Raw genomic sequence first — 21414 nt, 5'->3', positions numbered from 1 at the left:
CATGATTCAAGTTAAGAACCTGACCAAACGCTACGATGCCGCGGAAGTGGTATCTCATGTCAGTCTGGCCATTGAACCCGGAAAAATTACTTCGTTCATCGGTCCCAACGGGGCCGGCAAGAGCACTCTGCTCTCCATGATCGCCCGACTGACCCAGACCAGCGGCGGGGAAGTCCTCATCGAGGGGCGCCCGCTGAACCAATGGAACAACCGGGAACTGGCCCGGAAAATCGCCATCCTGAAACAGACCAATCACCTCAATGTTCGCCTCAGTGTCCGGGAGCTCATTGCCTTTGGCCGGTTTCCGCACAATCAGGGCAGAAGCACGCCAGACGATGAGCGGATGATTGATCAGGCCATCGCCTACTTAAAGCTGGAAGACATGCAGCACCGGCTGATCCACGAACTCTCCGGGGGACAGAAGCAGCGGGCCTACATTGCCATGGTCCTGGCTCAGGATACGGAATACATCCTGCTGGATGAACCCCTCAACAATCTGGATATGAAGAACGCCGTGGAGATCATGAAGATTCTGCGCCGCATCGTTGACGAGCTGGGCAAAACTGTGGTTCTGGTAATCCATGACATCAATTTTGCGGCCTGCTACTCCGACCGGATTGTCGCACTGGCCGACGGCAAAGTCCTCTATGACGACGAGACCGATGCCATTATCAACGAATCGATTCTGACCGAACTCTTTGATATGCCCTTCGAGGTGCATGCCATTGCCGGCCAGAAAATCTGCACCTATTACAGCGAAAACGGCAGCATCTGCCCGATTCGGACCGCTGTCTGAGTCAATGACCAGATCCGCAGGACCCGACAATATGACTGGATCAACCGAATATGTCGGATCGACCCAATATGCCGGATCGATCCAATATGCCGGATCGATCAAATAAACTGGATCGACTGGAGGGACTGGATCGACTGGAGGGACTGGATCGACTGGAGGCAAAGAATCAACAGGATTGACCAGTTCAACAACAGCCAGGATATCCATGAAATGAAAAAAAGGAAGGTTGAAATATATGTCTATGCGCAATAAGAAAAGATCAGCTGCATGGTGGCTGACAGGAGTTCTGCTGCTGGCCGGCTGCGCCGCCCCGGCGGCTTCGGAAGGAACCCAGGGGCAGTCGAGCGAGGCATCTTCCGCTGCTCAGGAGATTATTACCGTGACTCATGAGCTGGGTACCGTTCAGGTCACAAGCAAGCCCCAGCGGGTCGTCGTATTTGACTACGGCCTGGTGGATCTCCTGCAGAACCTGGAGGTTGAGATCATTGGTCTGCCCAAGGCTTCTCTGCCAGAATTTTTGAAGCAGTACCGGGATGAGCGCTACACGGATGTCGGAACGCTCAAGGAGCCGGATTTCGAGAAGGTCTTTGGCCTCAAGCCGGATCTGATCCTGATCTCCACCCGGACCCAGGCGGCTTATGAAGAACTGTCGAAGATTGCTCCGACGCTGTATCTGACCGTTGATGGCGGGAATTACCTGAAGTCCGTGGAGGACAATGCCGCGCTCCTGGGGAAAATCTTCGGGCAATCGGAGGTCGTAAGCCAAAAGGTGGCAGACCTGAAGGAACGGGTTGCGGGCATCCAGGGCAAAGTCCGGGCCAAAGGGGAGAATGCTCTGATTATCCTGGCTAATGACGGCAGCCTGTCTGCCTATGGCAAGGTCTCCCGCTTTGGCATCATTCATCATGCTCTGGGCTTTGATGAGGCGGATTCGGGTATTGAGGACTCCACCCATGGCCAGAATGTAACCTACGAATACATTCTGGAGCAGGACCCGGACCACCTGTTTGTGATTGACCGTGCAGGGGTGGTGGGCGGCGACACGGATGCCGGCTCCACCATGGACAATGAACTGATCCGCCGGACGAAAGCCCACAAGAGTGGAACGATCCACTACCTGGATCCGTCGGTCTGGTACATTACCTCCGGCGGCTTCACCGGTACCTCAATCATGCTGGATGAGATGGAAGCCGTTCTGAAGTAGATCTGAAGTAGATCTGAAGTATTTCTGAAGTGGTTCAGAAGTTGATCCCAGAGCTGGAAGTGCTGAATCGCGGTCTGAAGTCTGGTCGGACAGCGGATGATGGGGATCACTTTCTCGAAGGAAGACATGACTAAGCCAGCCGCTCTCCGGCAGTACTCGGAGAACGGCTGGCTTTCTGTGCCTGACTGGCATGGTGTTGAATCATTCTGCCGGAGCCGGATTTTTCCCACAGGACAAGGCTCCGAGGCGATTTGCCGTTGGTCTGAGGTTCTATAATTGCCAGAAGGTTAGTGGTATAATAGGTAAGAAGTTTTTGCGCTAGGAGATATGAATCGTGGCTTATCAAAACAAGGCAATGGTACTGGGTACCAATTATTATATCGGACTGTCCCTGGTCCGCGGACTGGGGAAAATGGGCGTGCCGGTGGTGGCAGTAAATTACAGCAGGGACAATCAGTACGGGCGCTCCAAGTATGTGACGGAAGAACTGCTGGTTCCCCATTATAAGACGCATCCCAGGGAACTGTGCGACGCGCTGATTGAGTATGCCAAAAAACAGCCGGTCAAGCCGGTGCTGTTTCAGACCGCGGATGCCTATGCCCAGTTTGTGGATGATTTCCATGATGAGCTGAAGCCCTGGTTCTTATTCCCGAACCAGAAGAAGGGTCTGATTTCTGATCTGGTGGACAAATACAAGATGGTGGAATATACGGATCGCTTCGGTGTCAAGACACCGGAGATCATCGCGGCTGATGATGCGGATCTGGCCGGCCGGGTGGACCGGGAGATCAAGTATCCCTGCATCATCAAACCCAAGGATTCGGCGACCTTTATCCGGCTTTACCGCAACAAGGTGTTCTTCATTGAAAATGAGGCGCAGCTGCTGGAAAAGACGGACCGCTGCCGTCAGGATGGAGTGGAGGTCTTTGTCCAGCGCATTATTCCGGGACCGGAAACCAACTGCTACTGCTGGGAAGGCTACATGAACCAGGATTCTGTCTGCACCCACTACACCACGGTTCAGAAAATCCGGCAGTGGCCCAACAATTTCGGAGCAGCGACTTATGCCAAGCAGAAATGGATTCCTGAATGCCATGAGATCTGCGGACCGTTCTTTGAAAAAGTCGGCTACAAGGGCTTTGCTGAAGTGGATCTGAAGCGGGATGAAACCACTGGTGACATCTACCTGATCGAGATCAACTGCCGCTACATCGGCTTTACGGAGCTGCTTATTGCCCTGGGTTTCAATACGCCGTTTATTACCTATCGGGAAATGATCGGGGATCCGCTGCCGCCGCAGGCCTGGAACTATGATACGGGGTACAGCTGGATCCATGCGCTGGAAGATAAGTTTGCCCGGGACAAATACAAGGAAACCGGACAGATCTCGCCGGAACAGATGGATGAGGACACCCGTTCCGCCGGTATTCGCGTTTCGCCCATCTGGTCCAAAGAGGATCCCATGCCGGGCATTACCTATACCCTGTATTCCGCTAAAAAAGGCTGGCGCCGGGTCCGCAATATTCTCACCGGCAAACGCCGGTCTGCCCACGACTAGCCAGTAAAGGGAGGATCGCCATGGCCGGACAAGTATACTGCATCGGAGAGCTGCTTATTGATTTCATCTGCACCGACGGGACCGGGGATCTGAGCCGGGGTGAGCATTTCCTGAAGAAGGCCGGCGGTGCGCCCGCCAATGTGGCGGCTACCCTGAGCCGGCTGGGCACGCCTGCCTGGTTTGCCGGAAAGGTCGGTGCGGATCCCTTCGGTGATTTTCTGGAGCGGACTTTAAAGGACTATGGCGTTGAAACCAGCCAGTTGATCCGTGATCCTCATCACGGCACCACCCTGGCATTTGTTTCGCTGACCCCGGACGGAGAACGGGATTTTCTGTTCCAGCGCGGCGCCGATGCCTGGCTGACAGAGGCGGAACTGGATGAATCCGTCCCGGCAGCGTGCGATTTGGTCCACTTTGGTTCAGCAACGGCTCTTCTGGGGGGGCCGACCCGGACCACCTACCTGAATATTTTAAAGCGGTGCAAGGGAACCCGGTTTGTCTCCTTCGACCCGAACTGGCGCTCGGACCTGTGGCGGGGAAGGGAAGCAGACTTCATCCGGGAGATGCTGGACCTTTTGCCAGAGGTAGATCTGCTGAAGGTCAGTGATTCCGAACTGGAACTGCTGTGCGGACCGATGAACCGGGAAGAAGCTGTCCGGTCGCTTCATGAGCGCGGAGTGGGCATCATCGCCGTCACACTGGGCAGTGCGGGAACCTATTTGTCCAATGGGCAGCAGTCCGCGACGGTCAGCAGCATTCCCGTCCAGACGGTGGATTCCACCGGTGCGGGCGATGCCTTCGTCGGAGCTTTCTTAAGCAAGGTGGCGGCTCTGGAGGATCGGACCAACCTGCGGTCGGATTTCGACAAGCTGGTTGAAATCACCAAGTTTGCCAATCGGATCGGAGCCCTCGTCTGCACGCGCATGGGCGCCATGGAGGCCATACCAGCAAAGGCAGAGGCCGAGTCAGTCGACGTGACTTCATTTTCCTGATCTGGTTGAACAGGCTGTTCAGGGCAGATCAGAACCTAACGGCCCGCCCGTGCTGACATCAGGTCAGGCACGGGCGGGCCGCTGCAACTCCTATTCTGAGTGCTGTTTAGGGAGAGAGTGGAGTCGTCCTGGGGCTTAAGGTATATGTCTGATCGGGCAGAGGCTAACCTGTACATTTGACGTTTTCCTGAAATCAGATCCAGGGGATGCAGGCTTTTGGGGTGGGAGTGATGACGAGGAGCTTGATCCCAGGGAGCTTGATCCCCGAGAGTCCTTGTTGGTACAGAGTGGATCAAAAACTGGTATCCAGCTGGCACAGTGCAATCTGAAAGAGCCCTTCCGAGAGCAGGAACTCGTCGTACTGGAAGTCTTCCAGATCCGCCGGATCAAAGAGCTTGGCCAGGCCGCCGGTGATGACCTTGCGGCAGGGGTGGCCCATTTCGGTTTCGATGCGGCGGGCCAGCTCCAGAACAGCAGCAAGGGTGCCGTTGATGATGCCCGACTGGATGGAACCGATGGTGTCACTGCCGATGATGCGTTCCGGCTTTTTCAGCTCAATGTCGGGCAGGTGGGGAATCATCTGGTGCAGGCTGCGGGCCTGAAAGGCGATGCCGGGGATGATTACGCCGCCATAGAAGTTGAAGTCGCCGTCGATGACTCCGAGTTTGGTGGCCGAACCCAGATCCGCGATGATGGTCCAGTCCCTGTACTTATGGTAGGCGCCGGCATTGGTGGCGATCAGGTCGGCGCCCAGTTCCCGGGGTTCTTCCAGCAGGACGTTCATTTCGGGCACGATGCCCGGCGCCACATTGATGATCCGGGATTCCGGATACATCTCTTCCATGACTCGCAGCACCGTATCCCGGAGGAAGGGGACGACGCAGGAGAGAATCACCGCTTCCGGCTGGGTCTCATTGAACTCGTCATTGAGATCCCGGAAATACAACCGGTATTTTTTAAAATTGTCTTCCTTGATGGATGGACGGCGCAAATCCGCCCGGCGCTTGCCGTCACGGCCATACAGGACGGCCACCGTATCGCTGTTTCCAATGTCAAGGGTCAAGATTCCGCTCATGGCATGTTCCTTTCATGGTGCTCTGATTTTCCTCGGGGCGTTCCGGTTTGAGGAGAGCTGTACTTGTTCCAGGTGAATTTCCCTGAAGTTCTGCCTTTATTATAACCTGTAGTGATTGATTTTCAGAAAAGTCTTGGTATAATTGTTAGTGAAACAATATTCCGCGATAGCTCAATGGTGGAGCACTCGGCTGTTAACCGATAGGTTGGAGGTTCGAGCCCTCTTCGCGGAGCCATAAGAAAAACAGGCGTTGAAGAAGAAAAGTACTTCGGCGGGATCATTCAAGAGAGGCAGGGGCGCTGAGACCTGTCATGATCTGCCAGAGGAAGGGAGCTTCGGAGCCTGAACCTGAGAGATGGGCAATTGCCAAGAAGGGTGGAACCGCGTGATTCACGTCCCTTCATGTGGAATTGCCCTTTTTTTATACCAAAAAAAGACCGCCGGATCCACCGGCGCCAAGGAGGAATCATCATGGCAGATAATCAAGTAACAATGGATAAGATCCTGGCCCTGTCCAAGGGCAGAGGCTTCGTGTTTCCGGGTTCGGAAATCTATGGCGGGCTCGCCAATTCCTGGGACTACGGCCCGCTGGGCGTGGAACTGAAGGAGAACATCAAGAAAGTCTGGTGGAAGCGCTTTGTTCAGGAAAGCCCCTATAACCTGGGACTGGATTCGGGCATTCTGCTCAATCCGGAAGTATGGGTGGCCTCGGGTCATGTCGGCGGATTCTCGGATCCACTGATGGACTGCAAGCAGTGCAAATCCAGATATCGGGCCGACAAGCTCATTGAAGAGGACATGACCCAGAAAGGCGTGGAGTACGCCTCCGCCGACGGCATGCCGGAAGCAGCCATGAAGGATTACATTGTGGAAAACCACATTGCCTGCCCCAAGTGCGGCTCCCATGACTTCACCGATATCCGCAAGTTCAACCTGATGTTCAAGACCTTTATCGGAGTGACCGACGAGTCCTCCGAGCCGGTGTACCTCAGACCCGAAACGGCTCAGGGCATCTTCATCAACTTCAAGAACATTGCCCGGACCAGCCGCAAGAAGGTGCCCTTTGGCATCTGCCAGATCGGAAAGTCCTTCCGGAATGAGATCACGCCCGGAAACTTCATTTTCCGGACTCGTGAATTTGAGCAGATGGAGCTGGAATTCTTCTGCAAGCCCGGCACTGACATGGAGTGGTTTGACTACTGGCGCAGCTTCGTGCACCGGTTCCTCCTGGATATTGGCCTGCGCGATGAGAACCTGAGAGCCCGCGATCACACGGCCGAGGAACTCTCGTTCTATTCCAAGGCAACCACGGATTTTGAGTACCGCTATCCCTTTGGCTGGGGTGAACTCTGGGGTGTGGCTCACCGCACCGACTATGACCTGACCCAGCATATGCAGCACTCCCGTGAGGATCTGAATTATCAGGATCCCGTGACCAACGAGAAATATCTGCCTTATGTCATTGAACCCTCCGTTTCCCCCAACCGCATCTTCCTGTCGATTCTGCTCGACGCCTATGAAGAGCAGGAACTGGAGGGCGGCGACATCCGCAATGTACTGCACCTGCATCCGGCGCTGGCGCCCTTCAAGGCAGCGGTTCTGCCCCTGTCCAAGAAGCTGAACGAAAAGGCGGAAGAAGTCTACGCGCAGCTGTCCAAGGACTTCATGACCGACTTTGACGATGCCGGATCCATCGGCAAGCGGTACCGCCGGGAAGATGAAATCGGAACCCCGTTCTGCGTCACGGTGGATTTTGACACCCTGGAAGATCAGTCCGTCACCATCCGGGACCGCGACACCATGGAGCAGGTCCGGGTAAAAATCAGTGAGCTCAACCAGTGGATCGCCCAGCGGGTGGCATTCTAGCATGGCCAGATCGTTTGACCTGTTTCGACAGGAAATCCGGGACAAGAAGGTAGCCGTTGTCGGCCTGGGGGTGTCCAACATCCCCCTGGTCCGCTTCCTGCTCCGACTGGGTGCCCGGATCACGGCCTTTGATAAACGGGAGTTCATTGAGCTGGACGCACAGGTTCAGGAATTTGAAGGAAAGGTCGATTTCGTATTAGGCCGCCATTATCTGGAAAATCTGAAAGGTTTTGATGTCGTCTTCCGGACGCCCGGGATGCGCCCGGATGTGGAAGCCCTGCTGGAGGCGAAAGCCGAGGGGGCTGTTATCACATCGGAAATGAAGGAATTCATGCGTCACTGCCCGGCCCGGATCATCGGCGTTACCGGCTCAGACGGCAAGTCCACCACCACCACCATGATCTATGAGCTGCTCCGGGCCCAGGGCCGCAAGGCCCGCATCGGGGGCAACATCGGATTTCCTCTGTTTGACGAAATAGAAACCATTGAGCCGGATGAAATCATCGTCCTGGAGCTGTCCAATTTTCAGCTGATGGACATGGATCTGTCTCCTCAGATCGCTGTGGTGACGAATCTGTCGCCCAATCATCTGGACATTCATAAGGACATGGCAGAATACCGGGAATCCAAAATCAACATCTTCCGCTATCAGGATTCCACCGGGACATTGATTGTCAATGAAGACAACCACTATACCCGGGAATTCAAGTCCATGGCACACGGAGCCGTCAAGTCCTTCTCCTCCCGCGAGCTGGCAGATGCCCACTATCAGGATGGGGTCATTTTCCTGCGCGGCACCCCGGTGGTGCGGCTCTCCGAGATGAAGCTCAAGGGCATTCATAACGCAGAGAATCTCTGCGCCGCCCTGCTGGCAACCGAAGGTCTGGTGGAGATCGAAACCGCCCGGCAGTTTGCCATGACGTTTACCGGAGTCAAGCACCGGGCCCAGTTCGTGGCCAAGAAGCGGGAAGTCCGCTACTACAATGATTCCATCGCCTCATCTCCCACCCGTACCCTGGCGACGATCCGGTCCTTCCAGGAAGATAAGGGCCGCATCAATATCCTGCTGGGGGGCGTGGACAAGAATCTGGATTATTCGGAACTGGCCCGGGAGGGCGCTCCTTATTTCCGGAATGTCATCCTCCTGGGAGCCGCCAAGGAGAAAATCCGCCAGGCCTTCATCCAGAGCGGCGAAGCCATCGCGGAACGCCTGCTGGATGCCGATACCTTCGAGGAAGCTCTGGAACTGGCCTCCAAGGTTGCGCTGCCCGGTGATGTGGTGATCCTCTCCCCCGCCTGTGCCTCCTTTGATATGTTCCGCAATTTCGAAAAAAGGGGCGAACGTTTCGAGGAACTCGTCCAGGCCATGGAGTAGTGGAAGCCCAGGCTATGGAGTAGAAGAAGCCCAGGCACTGCTGATCGTTGCCTGGAATCTGATTTAGTACAGGATGATTCCGAAAAGGCCCGTCTGCAGGCGCGATCCGCCCCAGGCGGGGACTGCCCGGCAGTAGCTGAAGCGTGATTCATTCCACTCTGCTCCGGATCAGTTGCAGGGTGAATCGAATCCAAAACAAAGAACGCGTGGAATCACGCGTTCTTTGTTTTGGCACTGTTCCGACCGACGGTCAGCAGATGGCAGGAATTGGCGCAAGACGGAAATCCGGGCGAAGCCTTCGCCGGAAGGGCCTTGCGCCCTTGTCGCCGGATTAGTTGGAGTCCGAGCTCAGGAGCCGGCGGATGGTTTCATAGGTCAGGGCCGGGGCTGTTTCGAAGGAATAGCCGGTTTCGATGCGTTCGGTGAATTTATGGGCATCCTTACCGAAGGGACCGATATCCAGGACCGGGAGGTCGAGTTCCTGCATGGCAGCCAGCGGCAGGTCATAGGTGGTGCCGAAGCCGGGCATATTTCCCTTGAGATCGTCGATTACCTTGGGATCCTTCGGGGCTCCGCCGTAGGAGAGATCCGAGATGTAGGGGAAGAACTTCTTGAACACCAGCTGGTCTCTGGCCGGGGAGGCGTCGACCACTTGAGCGACGGTATTCAGAAGGCGGCGGCCTTTTTCGTCCGCTTCGCTGACATAGATGTGCGGATAGTAGGGGGGAGTCAGATAGACAATGATGACCGGATCGCGGTCAGACCACTGATCATGGACATATTCGACGATCTTTAAGGATTTCTCCCGGTCATCCAGATTTTTTGACCGGGCAATTTCCGCAATGCGGGCTTCCAGCGCCTGAGTGAAGGGGTCGCCCAGCTCGCGGGTCACCTGGTCCAGCAGCTGTGCATAGGTCAGGGTGCGGGCCTGGAAGGGGAGTTCGGCAAAGGGGCGCTGAGCCATTTCGCAGTAGGTCCGGTAATGGCCGGTGAGGGTTTCCAGAACCTCTTCGAAAGCAGTCTGAGCCGCCTGCTTCATTTTATCCAGGACCTGGCTGGGGGTGGAGGAATGGGTGGCCACATTGAAGTAGACATTGGCGATCCGGCTGGTCTGGACGGAGTATTCGGTTTTTAAGTCCCGCAGCTTCAGGGTAACGGGCGGCTGGGTAACTTCCCCTTCCACCACGTCGCAGTAGGCGGGATTCAGGTCCACCGCATCCACCAGGCGGGCTGCCAGATGATTGGCATCCAGTCCCTTGAAGGCTTCCCCGACATGGGTTTCCTTGCCGACAATGTAGAAGCTGGGCATGATTTTGCCGACGGTTCCGATATAGACGTACTTCTTCTCATCTCCCGGATATTCGGAAGTCATGTAGTCCGTATCGAGGAGTGTCAGATAATTCAGGCCGTATTCGCGCTTTAAGCGGATCAGTTCCGGCAGCACCGCCAGCATTCCCTTGGAGTTGGCTTCCTCGTCGCAGACCCCGATGTAGATGAGGTTGCCCGGGAAGGAGGCGGGCTCGGCGGACACCTGCTCCAGAATGGCTAAAAGGATGGCATCGCCGGTTTTCATGTCAAACAGTCCCCGGCCAAACAGATAGTTTCCGGACTCCAGGTCCTGCCGAGCTTCCGGGCTGAGGCTGACCCCATGGAGGCGTCGGGTCAGTTCCACCGGGTCGCAGGCAAACTCTTCGAGGTTGCCGTAATCGGACGTGCCGACGGTGTCGTAGTGGCCCAGGGTGATGACCGTATCCTCGGACGTGCCGGCTTCCCCCCGGAACAGGGCCAGGACAGAATACCGGCCCAGTTCGTCGTCTTTTACCGGGACTTTGATCAGATGTTCGGGATGTTCCCGGAAGTAGGGGAATTGACTCAGGATCTCATGGATCCGGTCGGCTGCCGCTACTTCGCCGGGAGTTTCCACGACGCTTTTGACCCGGGTCAGATCCAGGGCCAGTTCTTTGATTCGTTCATTCAATCGCTCCATTGCTTCTCCTTTGATCGTTCCGTTTCGGATGCAGGCCGGACAGCGCCTCGTTTTTATCAGGGTCCTCAATGCGTCCGTCCGCAGTTGTTATGGGGAAATATATCTTTTCTCTTCATGGGGTTGGTTTCATGTTTGGATCTGCCGCTTGATAAGTCGGCTGTTCCGGTCGTACTACTTTCCATTGTAACCAATTTTATCGCGTGATACGATGTCCGCTGGAAAAATTCCCGCATTGCTGACTTGTACCTTTTCTCGGGCTGCCGAAGCTGTCAGGAAATCGTTCGAAAAAAGCAGATCCGATACGAGAAGCGCAGTCGATCTCGAGGTTCCGTGCGGCGTGTCATCGTTAACATTTTTATGAAAACATTTACTGGATTTTGATAAACTGGTCAATGTGATATAATTTACATGATAAATCAGAAATCAACATGGAAACATCCGACTATTAAAACTACAGGGGGTTACTCTTATTATGGATGAAATTAAACGAATCGCCATCATGACCGGCGGTGGAGACTGTCCCGGACTCAATGCCGTTATCCGGGCCGTCACCCGCAAGGCCATCATTGAGAATCACTGGGAAGTGGTGGGCATTCGCAACGGATACAACGGTCTGTATTACGGCAATTTCGTTGATCTGGACCTGTTCAATACCTCCGGTATTCTTCAGGAAGGCGGTACCATCCTGTTCTCCTCGAACAAGGACAACCTGTTCAAGTATCAGGTCGAAGAGAATGGCAAGACGGTGATCAAGGATGTCTCGGATGTAGGCGTGGAAAACCTGAAAAATGCCGGGATTGATGTGCTGTTTGTGGTGGGCGGTGACGGAACGCTGACTTCTGCCCGGGATTTTGCCCGTAAAGGAGTAAAGGTCATCGCGATTCCGAAAACCATTGACAATGACCTGGCGTCGACGGACACTACGTTCGGATTTTCTACCGCTGTTGACGTCGCGACGGAAGCCCTGGATCGGCTCCATACCACGGCGGCATCGCATCATCGCATCATGGTATTGGAGGTCATGGGCCGCTATGCCGGCTGGATCGCCCTGCATGCCGGAATCGCCGGCGGAGCGGATGCGATTCTGATTCCTGAGATTCCCTACAACATCAACTATGTGGCAGCCAAAATCATGCGGCGCAAGGAAATCGGCAAGAACTTCTCGGTCATCGTGGTAGCTGAGGGGGCCAAGCCCCTTGATGGGGAAATGGTGGTTCAGTCCGTTGTGGCGGATTCTCCGGATCCCATCCGACTGGGTGGAATCGGAAACAAGGTTGCCCTCGATCTGCATGAGCTGTGCGGCAATGAATCCCGGGCCACCATTCTTGGACACCTGCAGCGGGGCGGCAGCCCCTCCTCGGCTGACCGCATCCTGTCTTCCCGCTATGGCATTGCGGCCGTGGAACTGGCGGAAAAAGGCCTCTTCGGGAATATGGTTACCTTAAAAGGTACGGAGATGAGCTATGATTCACTGGAGCATGTCATTGGCCAGGTGACCAAAAACGTGGACCCGAACTGTGAAATGGTACGGGCAGCCAAATCCCTGGGGATTGTTTTTGGCGACGAAGAAGTCGATGTTTACCGTGTGCTGGGAGATCAGAAAGTCAGTGACCGCTTCTAGCGACTGGATTTCCTAAAAGGTCGAAGAGCCCAAGTTCAGATCGATCAGCTCAAAAAAGCTTTGCTCCGGCAAGGTGATGAATACTGAATGAATCAGGCTGCAACAGCATAGACAGGAAACTCCGGCGGGTATCGCACCGTCGGAGTTTCCTGTCTATGCTGTTTCCATGCCAAGGCTTAAATTTCCCAGATGTTGTGCAATCACGGAGCCCTAACCTTAGGAAAAGGTTCGGCCCCGAATGACCCGCCTCGTCACCGTTGACGAATGAAAGCGCCTCGGACTAACGAGGTCGCCGCTGTATAACTGCGACGGGGCATTGATACCCATTGAGCAAAAAATTAATTCCTTTACGATGAATCCTCCCAGTCGTTTGCTGACCCTGAGTTTTTCTCAGGGTCTTTTTGAGCGGAAGCAGAAAGAAAATGGATGAGATATCAAGCTGGAATGGATTCAGCTGACTGATCAGATCCTCGAAACGGTTCAGAACGGGGATTCGCAGAGCATATGGCGCTGCATTCACTCTGCTGCCGGCACCGCTGCTCTCCATGAAAATGCATCAGCTGATTCAAGAAAGGGATCGATGACTTAATGAAATGCTGTGAGCCTTTCCCCAAGTGAGATCGTCATTCTCATTCACATTCTACGAAGCGCGATCGATCCTGATCATGGAAACAGCTCTATTTCTAAATTGGTTTTCTATTAAAAAGAGGTATTTTTTGTTGAAACGATGAAATAGACCTTGATATTTGATGTGATCATCAGAAATGAGAAAGACTTATATGACTGACTTTTTAAAATTAAATTGATAATACATAATAATTTCGAATTACATTGTATAAAATATTACAAAATAATGAAAATTGACTTTATTTATATGAGATTGTACTATCATATTAATAATCAGCTGATTTACTTTTGTTAGGAAAGATGAATGTATGAAAATTAAAATATTAGCTGTTGGAGTTGTTTTGATCACGGTATCATTGTTCGGACGGAATGCACAGGCGGCTGTTCAGGATCATCTTTCGTCATCGGAAATTTCCTATTCGATTGCTGCAATGGAGGGCCGACAAATAGGCAGTGACAAGCCGCTAATTGAATTGATGTATGATGGAGATGATCAACCATCATATATCCTTGCCAGCGGCGAAAAAGGTTTTTTAATAATCAACTGAAATACCCTTGAGGTTATGGAGTGCACTGAAGAGATTAGCAGTCCGTATTCGGACGATACTCAGACAAAAAAGTATTATGGGGGAATATTTCAATATTACGTGAAAGACAATGGCATATTTAATAATATAGCGAATGATCAAACCAGCAAGACATTGCCCGGATGCGAGATTCTTATGAATCAGATCACGAGCAGTAATCAGACCGATTCCTTGGGGCAGACGAAGGATAAGGCAATTAATACTCAACCGACAGCATCTGTCTCTAGTGTTGTAACAACCAAAATGCTTTACAACAATCGTGGTGCCATAAGAATTAAAGCATTTGGCAATAATCAAGTAGGATCTCCATCTGAAGGTACTTGCTCTGCGGTGGCAACCTGCCTGGGGCTCACCTATCTTGATTCACTAAATTCAAATGTACTTCTAAGTGGATACACTCCGGAAAAGCTAGTCAGCGCCGATTTTAAAGCAGGGCTTTATCCTCAAGCTATCAAGCTTCATAATTTAATGTCACAAACTTATGGGATGGGTCCTCTAAGTTGGGCTGATGGAATTGTTGATCCTCTGAACAGATACAAAAATTCCTCATCAACAATTAAGAATACAGGATTAAGCCTAAACTGGTTTCTATTCGCATCAAGTGCTTATGTAAGGGAACAAATTGATAAGGGATATCCTGCCATGATGACCACATTTTTGGCTGATGGCTATAATTTTCATACCATGCTCATCTATGGCTATCGAAAACTGTCGGATGGAGACTATGAGTATTGTGTCCATCCCGGGTGGTATGGAGCTCCTTATATATTAAGTTCGTCCACTACTGAGCCGGTTGTGGCTTTAAAATGTGTTCCGGCCAGTTTTGCTAAGTATTCGTATAAATTAAGTATCAATAACTAATGCGAAGACCACTTTGAAGGAAAAATATGGTTCACAGGATTACCATTGGAAAGGTACTCAAGTACCTGATAATTACAGTCTCTCTGGCTATTTTAGCGTACACTCTCTACGTTGCAGCCGGTTTTATCTATGCCAGAATTTATTATGCCCCTTCGCCAGTATCTGAAGTTTCTTCTCTTGAGGAAATGAAACAATTAGTGGAACCCCATGGTTTCGTTCTGCCCGAGAATTACCTGAAGGCTCAGAACTGCACATTTACAGTCTATCGTGAAACGCAGGACCGAAGATCGAAGGTAATCGGATACGCGATCCATGCAAATCTGGGAACCCCAGAAGAAATTACACTTTCTGCATCTCATGAAAAGAGTGCGGGTGTACGTTTCAGAGAGATCCTCATCGATGGACAGACTGTTTATCAGAGGGATGATGCAAGTGTCGTTGAACTTAACTCGAAATTTTATACACTGAGCTATTATCGTTCACTGGGCGGTGAGGCAAAGAAGATTCTGAAAGAATTGATTTCTCGCTCAAAATAACCTTTTTGTTGTCGAAATGATGAATGTGACAGGAAGGCCAGTGAGTCCAGCAGGGAAGGGAACCTTCATAACGACTCTCTGGATGATCCATGATTTCGGAAAGCAACATCGACGGAACGATCCGACGGCACTTGATCCGTCGGATTTTCCATTCCGGTTAAAATCGCGAAAATGGCGCACTCTGCCGGAGGTGCTGAATTGAAATAATCGGAGCAGGCAGACGCTACCACCATGGTCTTTTTCTGAATGCAACGGTAAATTTTTATCAATCGAAAAATTAACCCCCGTGTGGATTGATCGGTTTATCATCCGGATGATATTGACAGCGTGCGCTGCTGACGGTATTGTAGGAACAGAATTAAATGAGTCTTCAGGGCAGGGTGCAATTCCCTACCGGCGGTACAGCCCGCGAACCGTAAGGTTGATTCGGTGTAACTCCGAAGCCGACAGTAAAGTCTGGATGGAAGAAGATGATTGAATGATGTTCCGATTTTTTGGTCGGAGGTCTCCTCATATTCGTTTTTATGGCCCTGAGCTTATCTCAGGGTCTTTTTGATATGGTCCGACACTGAGAGAAAGGAGAATCAGAGTGGATATTCAGCGGGAACAAGGAATCCAGTCCGGTGAAGACCGGTTCATGCGGCGCGCTTTGGAGCTGGCCCGTCAGGGAATCGGCTATACTAGTCCCAATCCTCTGGTGGGGGCTGTCCTGGTACGGAACGGCCGAATCATCGGTGAGGGGGCGCATCAGCAGTATGGCGGACCCCATGCGGAAGTGAATGCCATCAACTCTGCCACAGAGTCGGTGGCGGGAGCAGAGCTTTATGTCACATTGGAGCCATGCAATCATCAAGGCAAGACACCACCCTGTACCGAATTGGTGATCCGAAGCGGGATCCGTCGAGTGGTGATCGCCATGGAGGATCCCAATCCCAAGGTATCCGGCCGGGGCATCAAGTGTCTTGAAAAAGCCGGTATAGATGTCTGCTGCGGGGTTCTGGAGAATGAAGCCAGGGCATTGAACCGTCCGTTCATCAAGCATATTGCCCAGGGTGTTCCTTATGTTCTCCTGAAGACGGCCATGACCCTGGATGGCAAGATCGCAACAGTGACGGGGGAATCCCGCTGGATTTCAGGAGCGTCAGCCAGAGCTTATGTCCACGAGCTGAGGCATCAGTATACCGCCATTATGGTTGGAATCGGGACGGTTCTGGCCGATGATCCGTCACTGACAACGCGGCGGGAAGGACGGGAAGGTGTACATCCCATACCGATCATTGTCGATTCGACGGCTCGGATTCCGCTTCAGACAAAGGTTCTGCACGGTCCAACCGGCGTATCGCCGATTCTGGCGACGACGGCGGCAGCCCCGCCGGAAAAGCTGCGCCAGCTCCAAGCGCAGGGCTGTCAGGTGACAGTCCTGCCGGAGGCGGAGAATGGGGTGGATCTGCAGGAACTGATGCGTGTGCTGGGCAGCCGGGGCATCGACAGCATCCTGCTGGAGGGGGGCGGTGAACTTGCGGCATCGGCTTTGCATTCAGGCATCGTCGATGAGGTTCAAACCATCATTGCGCCAAAAATCCTGGGGGGGCGGACGGCTCGCACCCCGGTGGGCGGAATCGGAATTGCCCGGCTTGATCAGGCAGTTGCGCTGTCCTACCAGGAAGTGCGTCAACTGGGAGAAGATCTTCTGATCAAAGCCCAGGTCAATCAGCCGGAGAAAAGAACCCATGCAAAGGGAGGTGCAGCCAATTGTTTACAGGAATCATCGAGGAAGTAGGCGCTTTGCGCACGATTACCAGGACCGCCCGGTCGATCCAGGTAACGATTGCTGCTGCCCGTGTTCTGGAAGGCCTGCAGCCTGGGGACAGCATTGCCACGAACGGAGTGTGCCTGACTGTGACCCGGTTTGACGCCCGTGGCTTTACCTGTGATGTCATGCCCCAGACCATGACCGCGACGACCCTGGGGGATCTGACGCCGGGCGATCCGGTTAATCTGGAACGTGCTCTGACGCTGAGTCAGCGGCTGGGCGGACATCTCGTCTCGGGACACATTGACGGAACAGGCCGCATTACAAAGCTGGAACGCGATGACATTGCAGTCCGGATAACGGTCAGTGCACCGCTTCATTTGATGCGGTATTTCACCCCGAAGGGCTCCGTGGCACTGGATGGGATCAGTCTGACCTTATCGGCCATGAACCAGGATTCCATTGAGGTCTCGGTTATTCCACACACCTGGCAGTATACAGCTCTGGCTAACAAGCAGGTCGGGTCGGCCGTCAACCTGGAATGCGACCTGATCGCCAAATACGTGGAACGGTTGCTGTCGGGGCCTGGATCCACGGCAGCCGGATCGGGACCAGAACCAGAACCTGTTCAATCCAGAGAGCTGAATACCGGATTTCTGGCGGCTCACGGATTCCTGTAACTGCCGGCCACCAGAATTACTGATGATTTCACTCACAGATTGAATCCAAAAGATAGTTGTTACCGATCGGACCGTAACACGTGATCTCTTTGCAGAAAGAATCGAAAAGAGAAATAAAAGAGATAGAGAAGAGATTCGAGAAGAGATTCGAAAAGAGATTCTAATCGAATGCAGAAGCGGTCGAGCAGTTGATAGAGACTTAATAGGATCCCAAACGGTGATCCTGAAATGCCTTAACCCAAACAGACAGATATGGATGATTCAACGAAAGATGAATGGATCGGCAGATCCTGAAACAATTTTATGATAGAGCAGGCTGACAGCCTGAAACAAACGAGGGGGAGAAAATATGAAGCGATTCAACACGATTGAAGAAGCATTGGAAGAACTCAGAAACGGACGGATTATCGTTGCGGTGGATGACGAGGATCGGGAGAATGAGGGCGATTTATTAATGGCTGCGGAGAAAGTGACGCCACAGGCGATCAATTTCATGGCGCAGCATGGCCGAGGACTAATCTGCATGCCCATGACGGAGGAGCGACTGCTGGAGCTGGGAATTCCAACCATGGTCAATGTGAATACAGACTCTCATCAGACTGCTTTTTCGGTCTCGGTGGATGCCATGGAAACAACAACGGGGATTTCGGCCGGGGAGCGGGCGTTGACGGTGGCGCGGCTGCTGGATTCGAATGCGAAACCGGAGGACTTCAAACAGCCGGGTCACATGTTTCCCCTGCGGGCGAAAGCAGGCGGGGTGCTGACCCGTGCCGGACATACCGAAGCCGCCGTAGACCTGGCCAGGATGGCCGGCTTGAGCTCAGCCGGTGTGATCTGTGAGATCATGAATGAGGACGGAACCATGGCGCGGGTGCCCCAGCTGATGGAGTTCGTGGAGAAGCATGGGCTGATGATCATTACCATTGCGGATCTGATTGCCTACCGCCGGGACCATGAAGTGATGGTTGAAAAGGTCAGTGAGGCGAATCTTCCGACAAAACACGGTGAATTCAGAATGGCAGGCTTTTTGGACCGGACAAGCGGAGAGCATCATGTAGCCCTGATTAAGGGCGATGTCGCCGGAGAGGAACCTGTTCTGGTTCGAGTGCACTCGGAATGTCTGACCGGTGATGCGTTTGGCTCGCTGCGCTGCGATTGCGGCGATCAGCTGGCCAATGCAATGAAGCGCATCGAGCAGGAGGGACGAGGTGTCCTGCTCTATATGCGCCAGGAAGGGCGGGGCATTGGCCTGCTCAACAAGATCCGGGCTTATGAGCTGCAGGATTGGGGCATGGATACGGTGGAAGCCAACCTGGCATTGGGCTTTCCGGAAGATTTGCGCGACTATGGGATCGGGGCTCAGATTCTGCGGGAGCTCGGCGTGCGCCGCATCCGCCTGCTTACCAACAACCCGAAGAAAATTGCCGGCCTGTCCGGGTTTGGTCTGACCATCGACAGCCGTGAACCCATCGAAATGAATCACAATGAGCGCAATCTCAATTACCTGCTGACCAAGCAGCAGAAGATGGGACATTTGCTCCACCTGGAAGAAGGCGTAAATCCGGCTGAAGGCCAGACTCAGCCACAGAACGCGGTGTAGCTGATCAGCCCGCAGGTTCAGAACCAGGAAGAACTGAGGTGACTTGAACCCAGCATTTGGGCAGCAAGCCCAATCGAGTCAGATCGATCATTGGAATAGAAAAAATTAGCCGGATTAAGGCAACGGAGGATTATGATGAAAGTATTTGAAGGAAAACTGACGGCACAGGGTTTTACATTTGGCATCGTGACAGCCCGGTTTAATGAGTTTATCGGCGGGAAGCTGCTTGAGGGAGCGCTGGATGCACTGCGCCGGCACGGGGCGGCAGAGGATGATATCGAGATGCTCTGGGTTCCGGGAGCCTATGAGATCCCGTTAATGGCAAAACATATGGCGGAATCCGGCCGGTACGATGCGGTCATCTGCCTGGGAGCCGTGATTCGGGGCGCTACTCCGCACTTTGACCATGTATCTGCTGAAGTAGCCAAGGGCATCGCTGCTGTTTCTTTGGAAAGCCAGATCCCGGTTATGTTTGGGGTTCTGACTACGGACAATTTGGAACAGGCGATTGAGCGCGCCGGAACCAAGGCAGGCAACAAAGGCTTTGATGCTGCCGTTTCTGCCATCGAGATGGTCAATCTCATTCAGTCGTTTCAGACAAACTAAGGCATAAACAGGTAAATAGTGGTACAAACCGGATCAGCATTGCCCTCATCGGACGGTACCTCATTGTTTAACAGAAATGCTCCCGGAGAGACCGTGCTGTGCAAAGCGCGCTTTCTCCGGGAGCATTCGGTTTTTTCTTTTTTTTTGAGTCTGGGATTCATGGTATCTGCCATCGCAAGCCCCGGTTTATCGGAGCTGCTGTATGGATTGAAGTAATTTTTCACCTTGGGTACGAACGGGAAGGACTGTTTCTTCTTCCAGGAGAGCCCTGACACCTTGTCCTATTTCTTCACAGTTACTTTCATCGAGCAGATCGCTTAGATAAGACAGAGCTGTCCTTCTCAGGTGATCCTCCTTGTCTTTCAGGAACGTCAACAGTTCTGTAATGCCGTGACTTTTAAAGAGTGAAAGGGCGTAGATCCAGCTTAGAAGGCAGCGTTTGCTTTTTTCACAGTTTTTTTGGTTGTCAGCACATTCAATTATGTCGGCTGTTAGCTGATTCAGCCACCGGGTCAATTCAGCCCAGGAGATAATGGCATAGGATCTGGCCAGACTATCCGGGTCCTTTGTTGCGGCTTCATACAGGAGATCAACCGCCTGCTGAAAGGGGAACTCGGACATCGAGTCATAGGCTTCCGTACGAACCAGAGGATCCGGATCGGCAGCCAGAGTCATCAACAGGGACAATGATTCTTCAGTGACTGCATTCATCAAAACGAAAGGAAGTCTGCCCCGGATGTACGAATCGGAGTCTTTGGCCAGAATACGGAGCCGTGCAAAATCGTTCGCTCCAAGTGCTGGCTGCTGTTCCAGATGATCTAAGAAATCATTTTTCTCGTTTGAAGTCATTTCATTTTTCTGATTTGAAATCATTTCATTTTACCTCCGTGATCAGTCGGCTGGTGACCGCGCCACTTTATAGTTGAATCCCTCCGATTGCCGATGCCGCCATTGTGAACGGTTGAAACAGCAAATAGGATGTTGAAGCAGCAAAAAGGATGTTGAAGCAGTGAATGAATCGCACGGCCGCAATGGCATCCGTGATTTTCTTTCACAGGAATCAGGCATGCAGATCAGAGTAAATCACCAGGACAATCTAAGATGGTTGGTTTTTGGCAGAAAACAAATCATTTATTAGTAAGTACCGTGGCGGAGGGCCATAGCATTGTTCCCCTTCATAATAAGCCAGCTTTCAATTGCAGATGACCAAGGAAGGCATTCCAGCATAAAACACGGAATGGATTCCTTCCTCCAGCGGCATACATTTTCCATCTGCATCCTGATGGAAGGAAATCACATAGCAAAGTTCGTCGACGCCTGCTTTCCTTAACAGATCCAGTATTTCTTCGGGGCTTGTTTTTTTAACCTCACGCATGAACCGTTTGTCTAAGAGCGTTTCGAACTGATGCGACAGTCTGCCAATTCCGTGTTTTCGCTTTTTCCTGCTGGCCAGTTCATAGAAGATTCTGTCGTGATATTTTTTCTCGAAAAATGATTTGATGATCTCAACTTTATAGGCTTTATCCATAATGATTTTCCTCTTTTCCTGAACTGGCTGCAAACGGCATAATTTCTTTCCTTCCGGTGACTTTGAATGATTTCCTGGTACGCGATTTGTCGTAGAGTTGGCGGTCATAAGGATCAGAAGCTGCGGAAGAGATGAGACAGAATAAAACCGGTCAGCAGACCC

General features: G+C 52.6%; 19 protein-coding genes, 1 tRNA gene and 1 riboswitch. Of the genes, 16 read left to right on the top strand and 4 right to left on the bottom strand.

Going from position 1 to position 21414, the window contains the following annotated elements; genetic code table 11:
• Position 1: 1 nt before the first annotated feature.
• The 5 genes from NQU17_10400 (at position 2) to NQU17_10380 (ending at position 4550) form a co-directional block, all read left to right on the top strand.
• Positions 2 to 796 carry an ATP-binding cassette domain-containing protein gene (locus tag NQU17_10400; GenBank protein UUM11065.1) on the top strand — a complete coding sequence of 265 codons (795 nt, stop codon included), beginning with the start codon at positions 2 to 4 and terminating at the stop codon, positions 794 to 796.
• Between the two features lie 50 nt (positions 797 to 846).
• Positions 847 to 975: a hypothetical protein gene (locus NQU17_10395; protein ID UUM11064.1), complete on the top strand. Its 129-nt coding sequence runs from the start codon at positions 847 to 849 to the stop codon at positions 973 to 975.
• Positions 976 to 1031: 56 nt separating this feature from the next.
• A complete protein-coding gene (locus tag NQU17_10390) occupies positions 1032 to 2000 on the top strand; it encodes a siderophore ABC transporter substrate-binding protein (protein ID UUM11063.1) in 969 nt (322 codons plus the stop codon).
• 334 nt (positions 2001 to 2334) lie between these two features.
• Positions 2335 to 3558 (top strand): ATP-grasp domain-containing protein, encoded by a 1224-nt coding sequence (locus tag NQU17_10385; protein ID UUM11062.1) that lies wholly within the window; start codon positions 2335 to 2337, stop codon positions 3556 to 3558.
• 20 nt (positions 3559 to 3578) lie between these two features.
• A complete protein-coding gene (locus NQU17_10380; protein UUM11061.1) occupies positions 3579 to 4550 on the top strand; it encodes a carbohydrate kinase in 972 nt (323 codons plus the stop codon).
• Positions 4551 to 4842: 292 nt separating this feature from the next.
• Here the strand turns inward: NQU17_10380 and NQU17_10375 are convergent, their stop codons facing one another.
• The gene (locus tag NQU17_10375) at positions 4843 to 5625 is read right to left on the bottom strand and encodes a type III pantothenate kinase (GenBank protein ID UUM11060.1); all 783 of its coding nucleotides are present in this window, start codon (positions 5623 to 5625) and stop codon (positions 4843 to 4845) included.
• A 160-nt stretch (positions 5626 to 5785) separates the two neighbouring features.
• Here NQU17_10375 and NQU17_10370 point away from each other — a divergent pair.
• The 3 genes from NQU17_10370 (at position 5786) to murD (ending at position 8866) form a co-directional block, all read left to right on the top strand.
• Positions 5786 to 5860 (top strand) — tRNA-Asn (locus NQU17_10370).
• Between the two features lie 236 nt (positions 5861 to 6096).
• A complete protein-coding gene (locus NQU17_10365; GenBank protein ID UUM11059.1) occupies positions 6097 to 7491 on the top strand; it encodes a glycine--tRNA ligase in 1395 nt (464 codons plus the stop codon).
• A gap of 1 nt (position 7492) precedes the next feature.
• Entirely contained in the window at positions 7493 to 8866 is a 1374-nt protein-coding gene (murD, locus tag NQU17_10360; protein UUM11058.1) for a UDP-N-acetylmuramoyl-L-alanine--D-glutamate ligase, read from the top strand.
• Between the two features lie 331 nt (positions 8867 to 9197).
• Here murD and NQU17_10355 read toward each other — a convergent pair whose 3' ends face one another.
• Positions 9198 to 10853, bottom strand: coding sequence for a M20/M25/M40 family metallo-hydrolase (locus NQU17_10355; protein ID UUM11057.1), 1656 nt, complete (start codon positions 10851 to 10853; stop codon positions 9198 to 9200).
• A gap of 469 nt (positions 10854 to 11322) precedes the next feature.
• On the opposite strand from NQU17_10355, the gene NQU17_10350 reads away from it, so the two are divergent.
• From NQU17_10350 to ribE, 8 genes are all read left to right on the top strand, one after another.
• On the top strand, positions 11323 to 12474 hold the full coding sequence (locus NQU17_10350) for a 6-phosphofructokinase (protein ID UUM13500.1): 1152 nt from the start codon (positions 11323 to 11325) through the stop codon (positions 12472 to 12474).
• Between the two features lie 935 nt (positions 12475 to 13409).
• Positions 13410 to 13649, top strand: coding sequence for a hypothetical protein (locus NQU17_10345; GenBank protein ID UUM11056.1), 240 nt, complete (start codon positions 13410 to 13412; stop codon positions 13647 to 13649).
• A gap of 174 nt (positions 13650 to 13823) precedes the next feature.
• Entirely contained in the window at positions 13824 to 14549 is a 726-nt protein-coding gene (locus tag NQU17_10340) for a hypothetical protein (protein ID UUM11055.1), read from the top strand.
• Positions 14550 to 14575: 26 nt separating this feature from the next.
• Complete coding sequence (locus NQU17_10335) at positions 14576 to 15085, top strand: hypothetical protein (protein UUM11054.1); 510 nt, start codon at positions 14576 to 14578, stop codon at positions 15083 to 15085.
• Positions 15086 to 15447: 362 nt separating this feature from the next.
• Positions 15448 to 15561: riboswitch (FMN riboswitch) on the top strand.
• Positions 15562 to 15722: 161 nt separating this feature from the next.
• Positions 15723 to 16865 (top strand): bifunctional diaminohydroxyphosphoribosylaminopyrimidine deaminase/5-amino-6-(5-phosphoribosylamino)uracil reductase RibD, encoded by a 1143-nt coding sequence (gene ribD / locus NQU17_10330; protein ID UUM13499.1) that lies wholly within the window; start codon positions 15723 to 15725, stop codon positions 16863 to 16865.
• On the top strand, positions 16838 to 17518 hold the full coding sequence (locus tag NQU17_10325) for a riboflavin synthase (GenBank protein UUM11053.1): 681 nt from the start codon (positions 16838 to 16840) through the stop codon (positions 17516 to 17518). The genes ribD and NQU17_10325 overlap by 28 nt, the downstream gene beginning before the upstream one ends.
• Before the next feature lie 349 nt (positions 17519 to 17867).
• Positions 17868 to 19118: a bifunctional 3,4-dihydroxy-2-butanone-4-phosphate synthase/GTP cyclohydrolase II gene (locus tag NQU17_10320; GenBank protein UUM11052.1), complete on the top strand. Its 1251-nt coding sequence runs from the start codon at positions 17868 to 17870 to the stop codon at positions 19116 to 19118.
• Positions 19119 to 19253: 135 nt separating this feature from the next.
• Entirely contained in the window at positions 19254 to 19724 is a 471-nt protein-coding gene (gene ribE, locus NQU17_10315; protein UUM11051.1) for a 6,7-dimethyl-8-ribityllumazine synthase, read from the top strand.
• A 186-nt stretch (positions 19725 to 19910) separates the two neighbouring features.
• On the opposite strand, the gene NQU17_10310 is transcribed toward ribE, so the two are convergent.
• Entirely contained in the window at positions 19911 to 20597 is a 687-nt protein-coding gene (locus tag NQU17_10310) for a HEAT repeat domain-containing protein (protein UUM11050.1), read from the bottom strand.
• Positions 20598 to 20916: 319 nt separating this feature from the next.
• Positions 20917 to 21360, bottom strand: a complete 444-nt coding sequence (locus NQU17_10305) for a hypothetical protein (GenBank protein UUM11049.1) — start codon at positions 21358 to 21360, stop codon at positions 20917 to 20919.
• Positions 21361 to 21414: the final 54 nt, after the last annotated feature.

This window comes from Clostridiaceae bacterium HFYG-1003 (assembly GCA_024579835.1).
Classification (GTDB): Bacteria; Bacillota; Clostridia; order Clostridiales; family Clostridiaceae; genus JG1575.
Note: the sequence above shows the minus strand (reverse complement) of the source record. Positions and strands in the feature narration are given on the sequence as shown.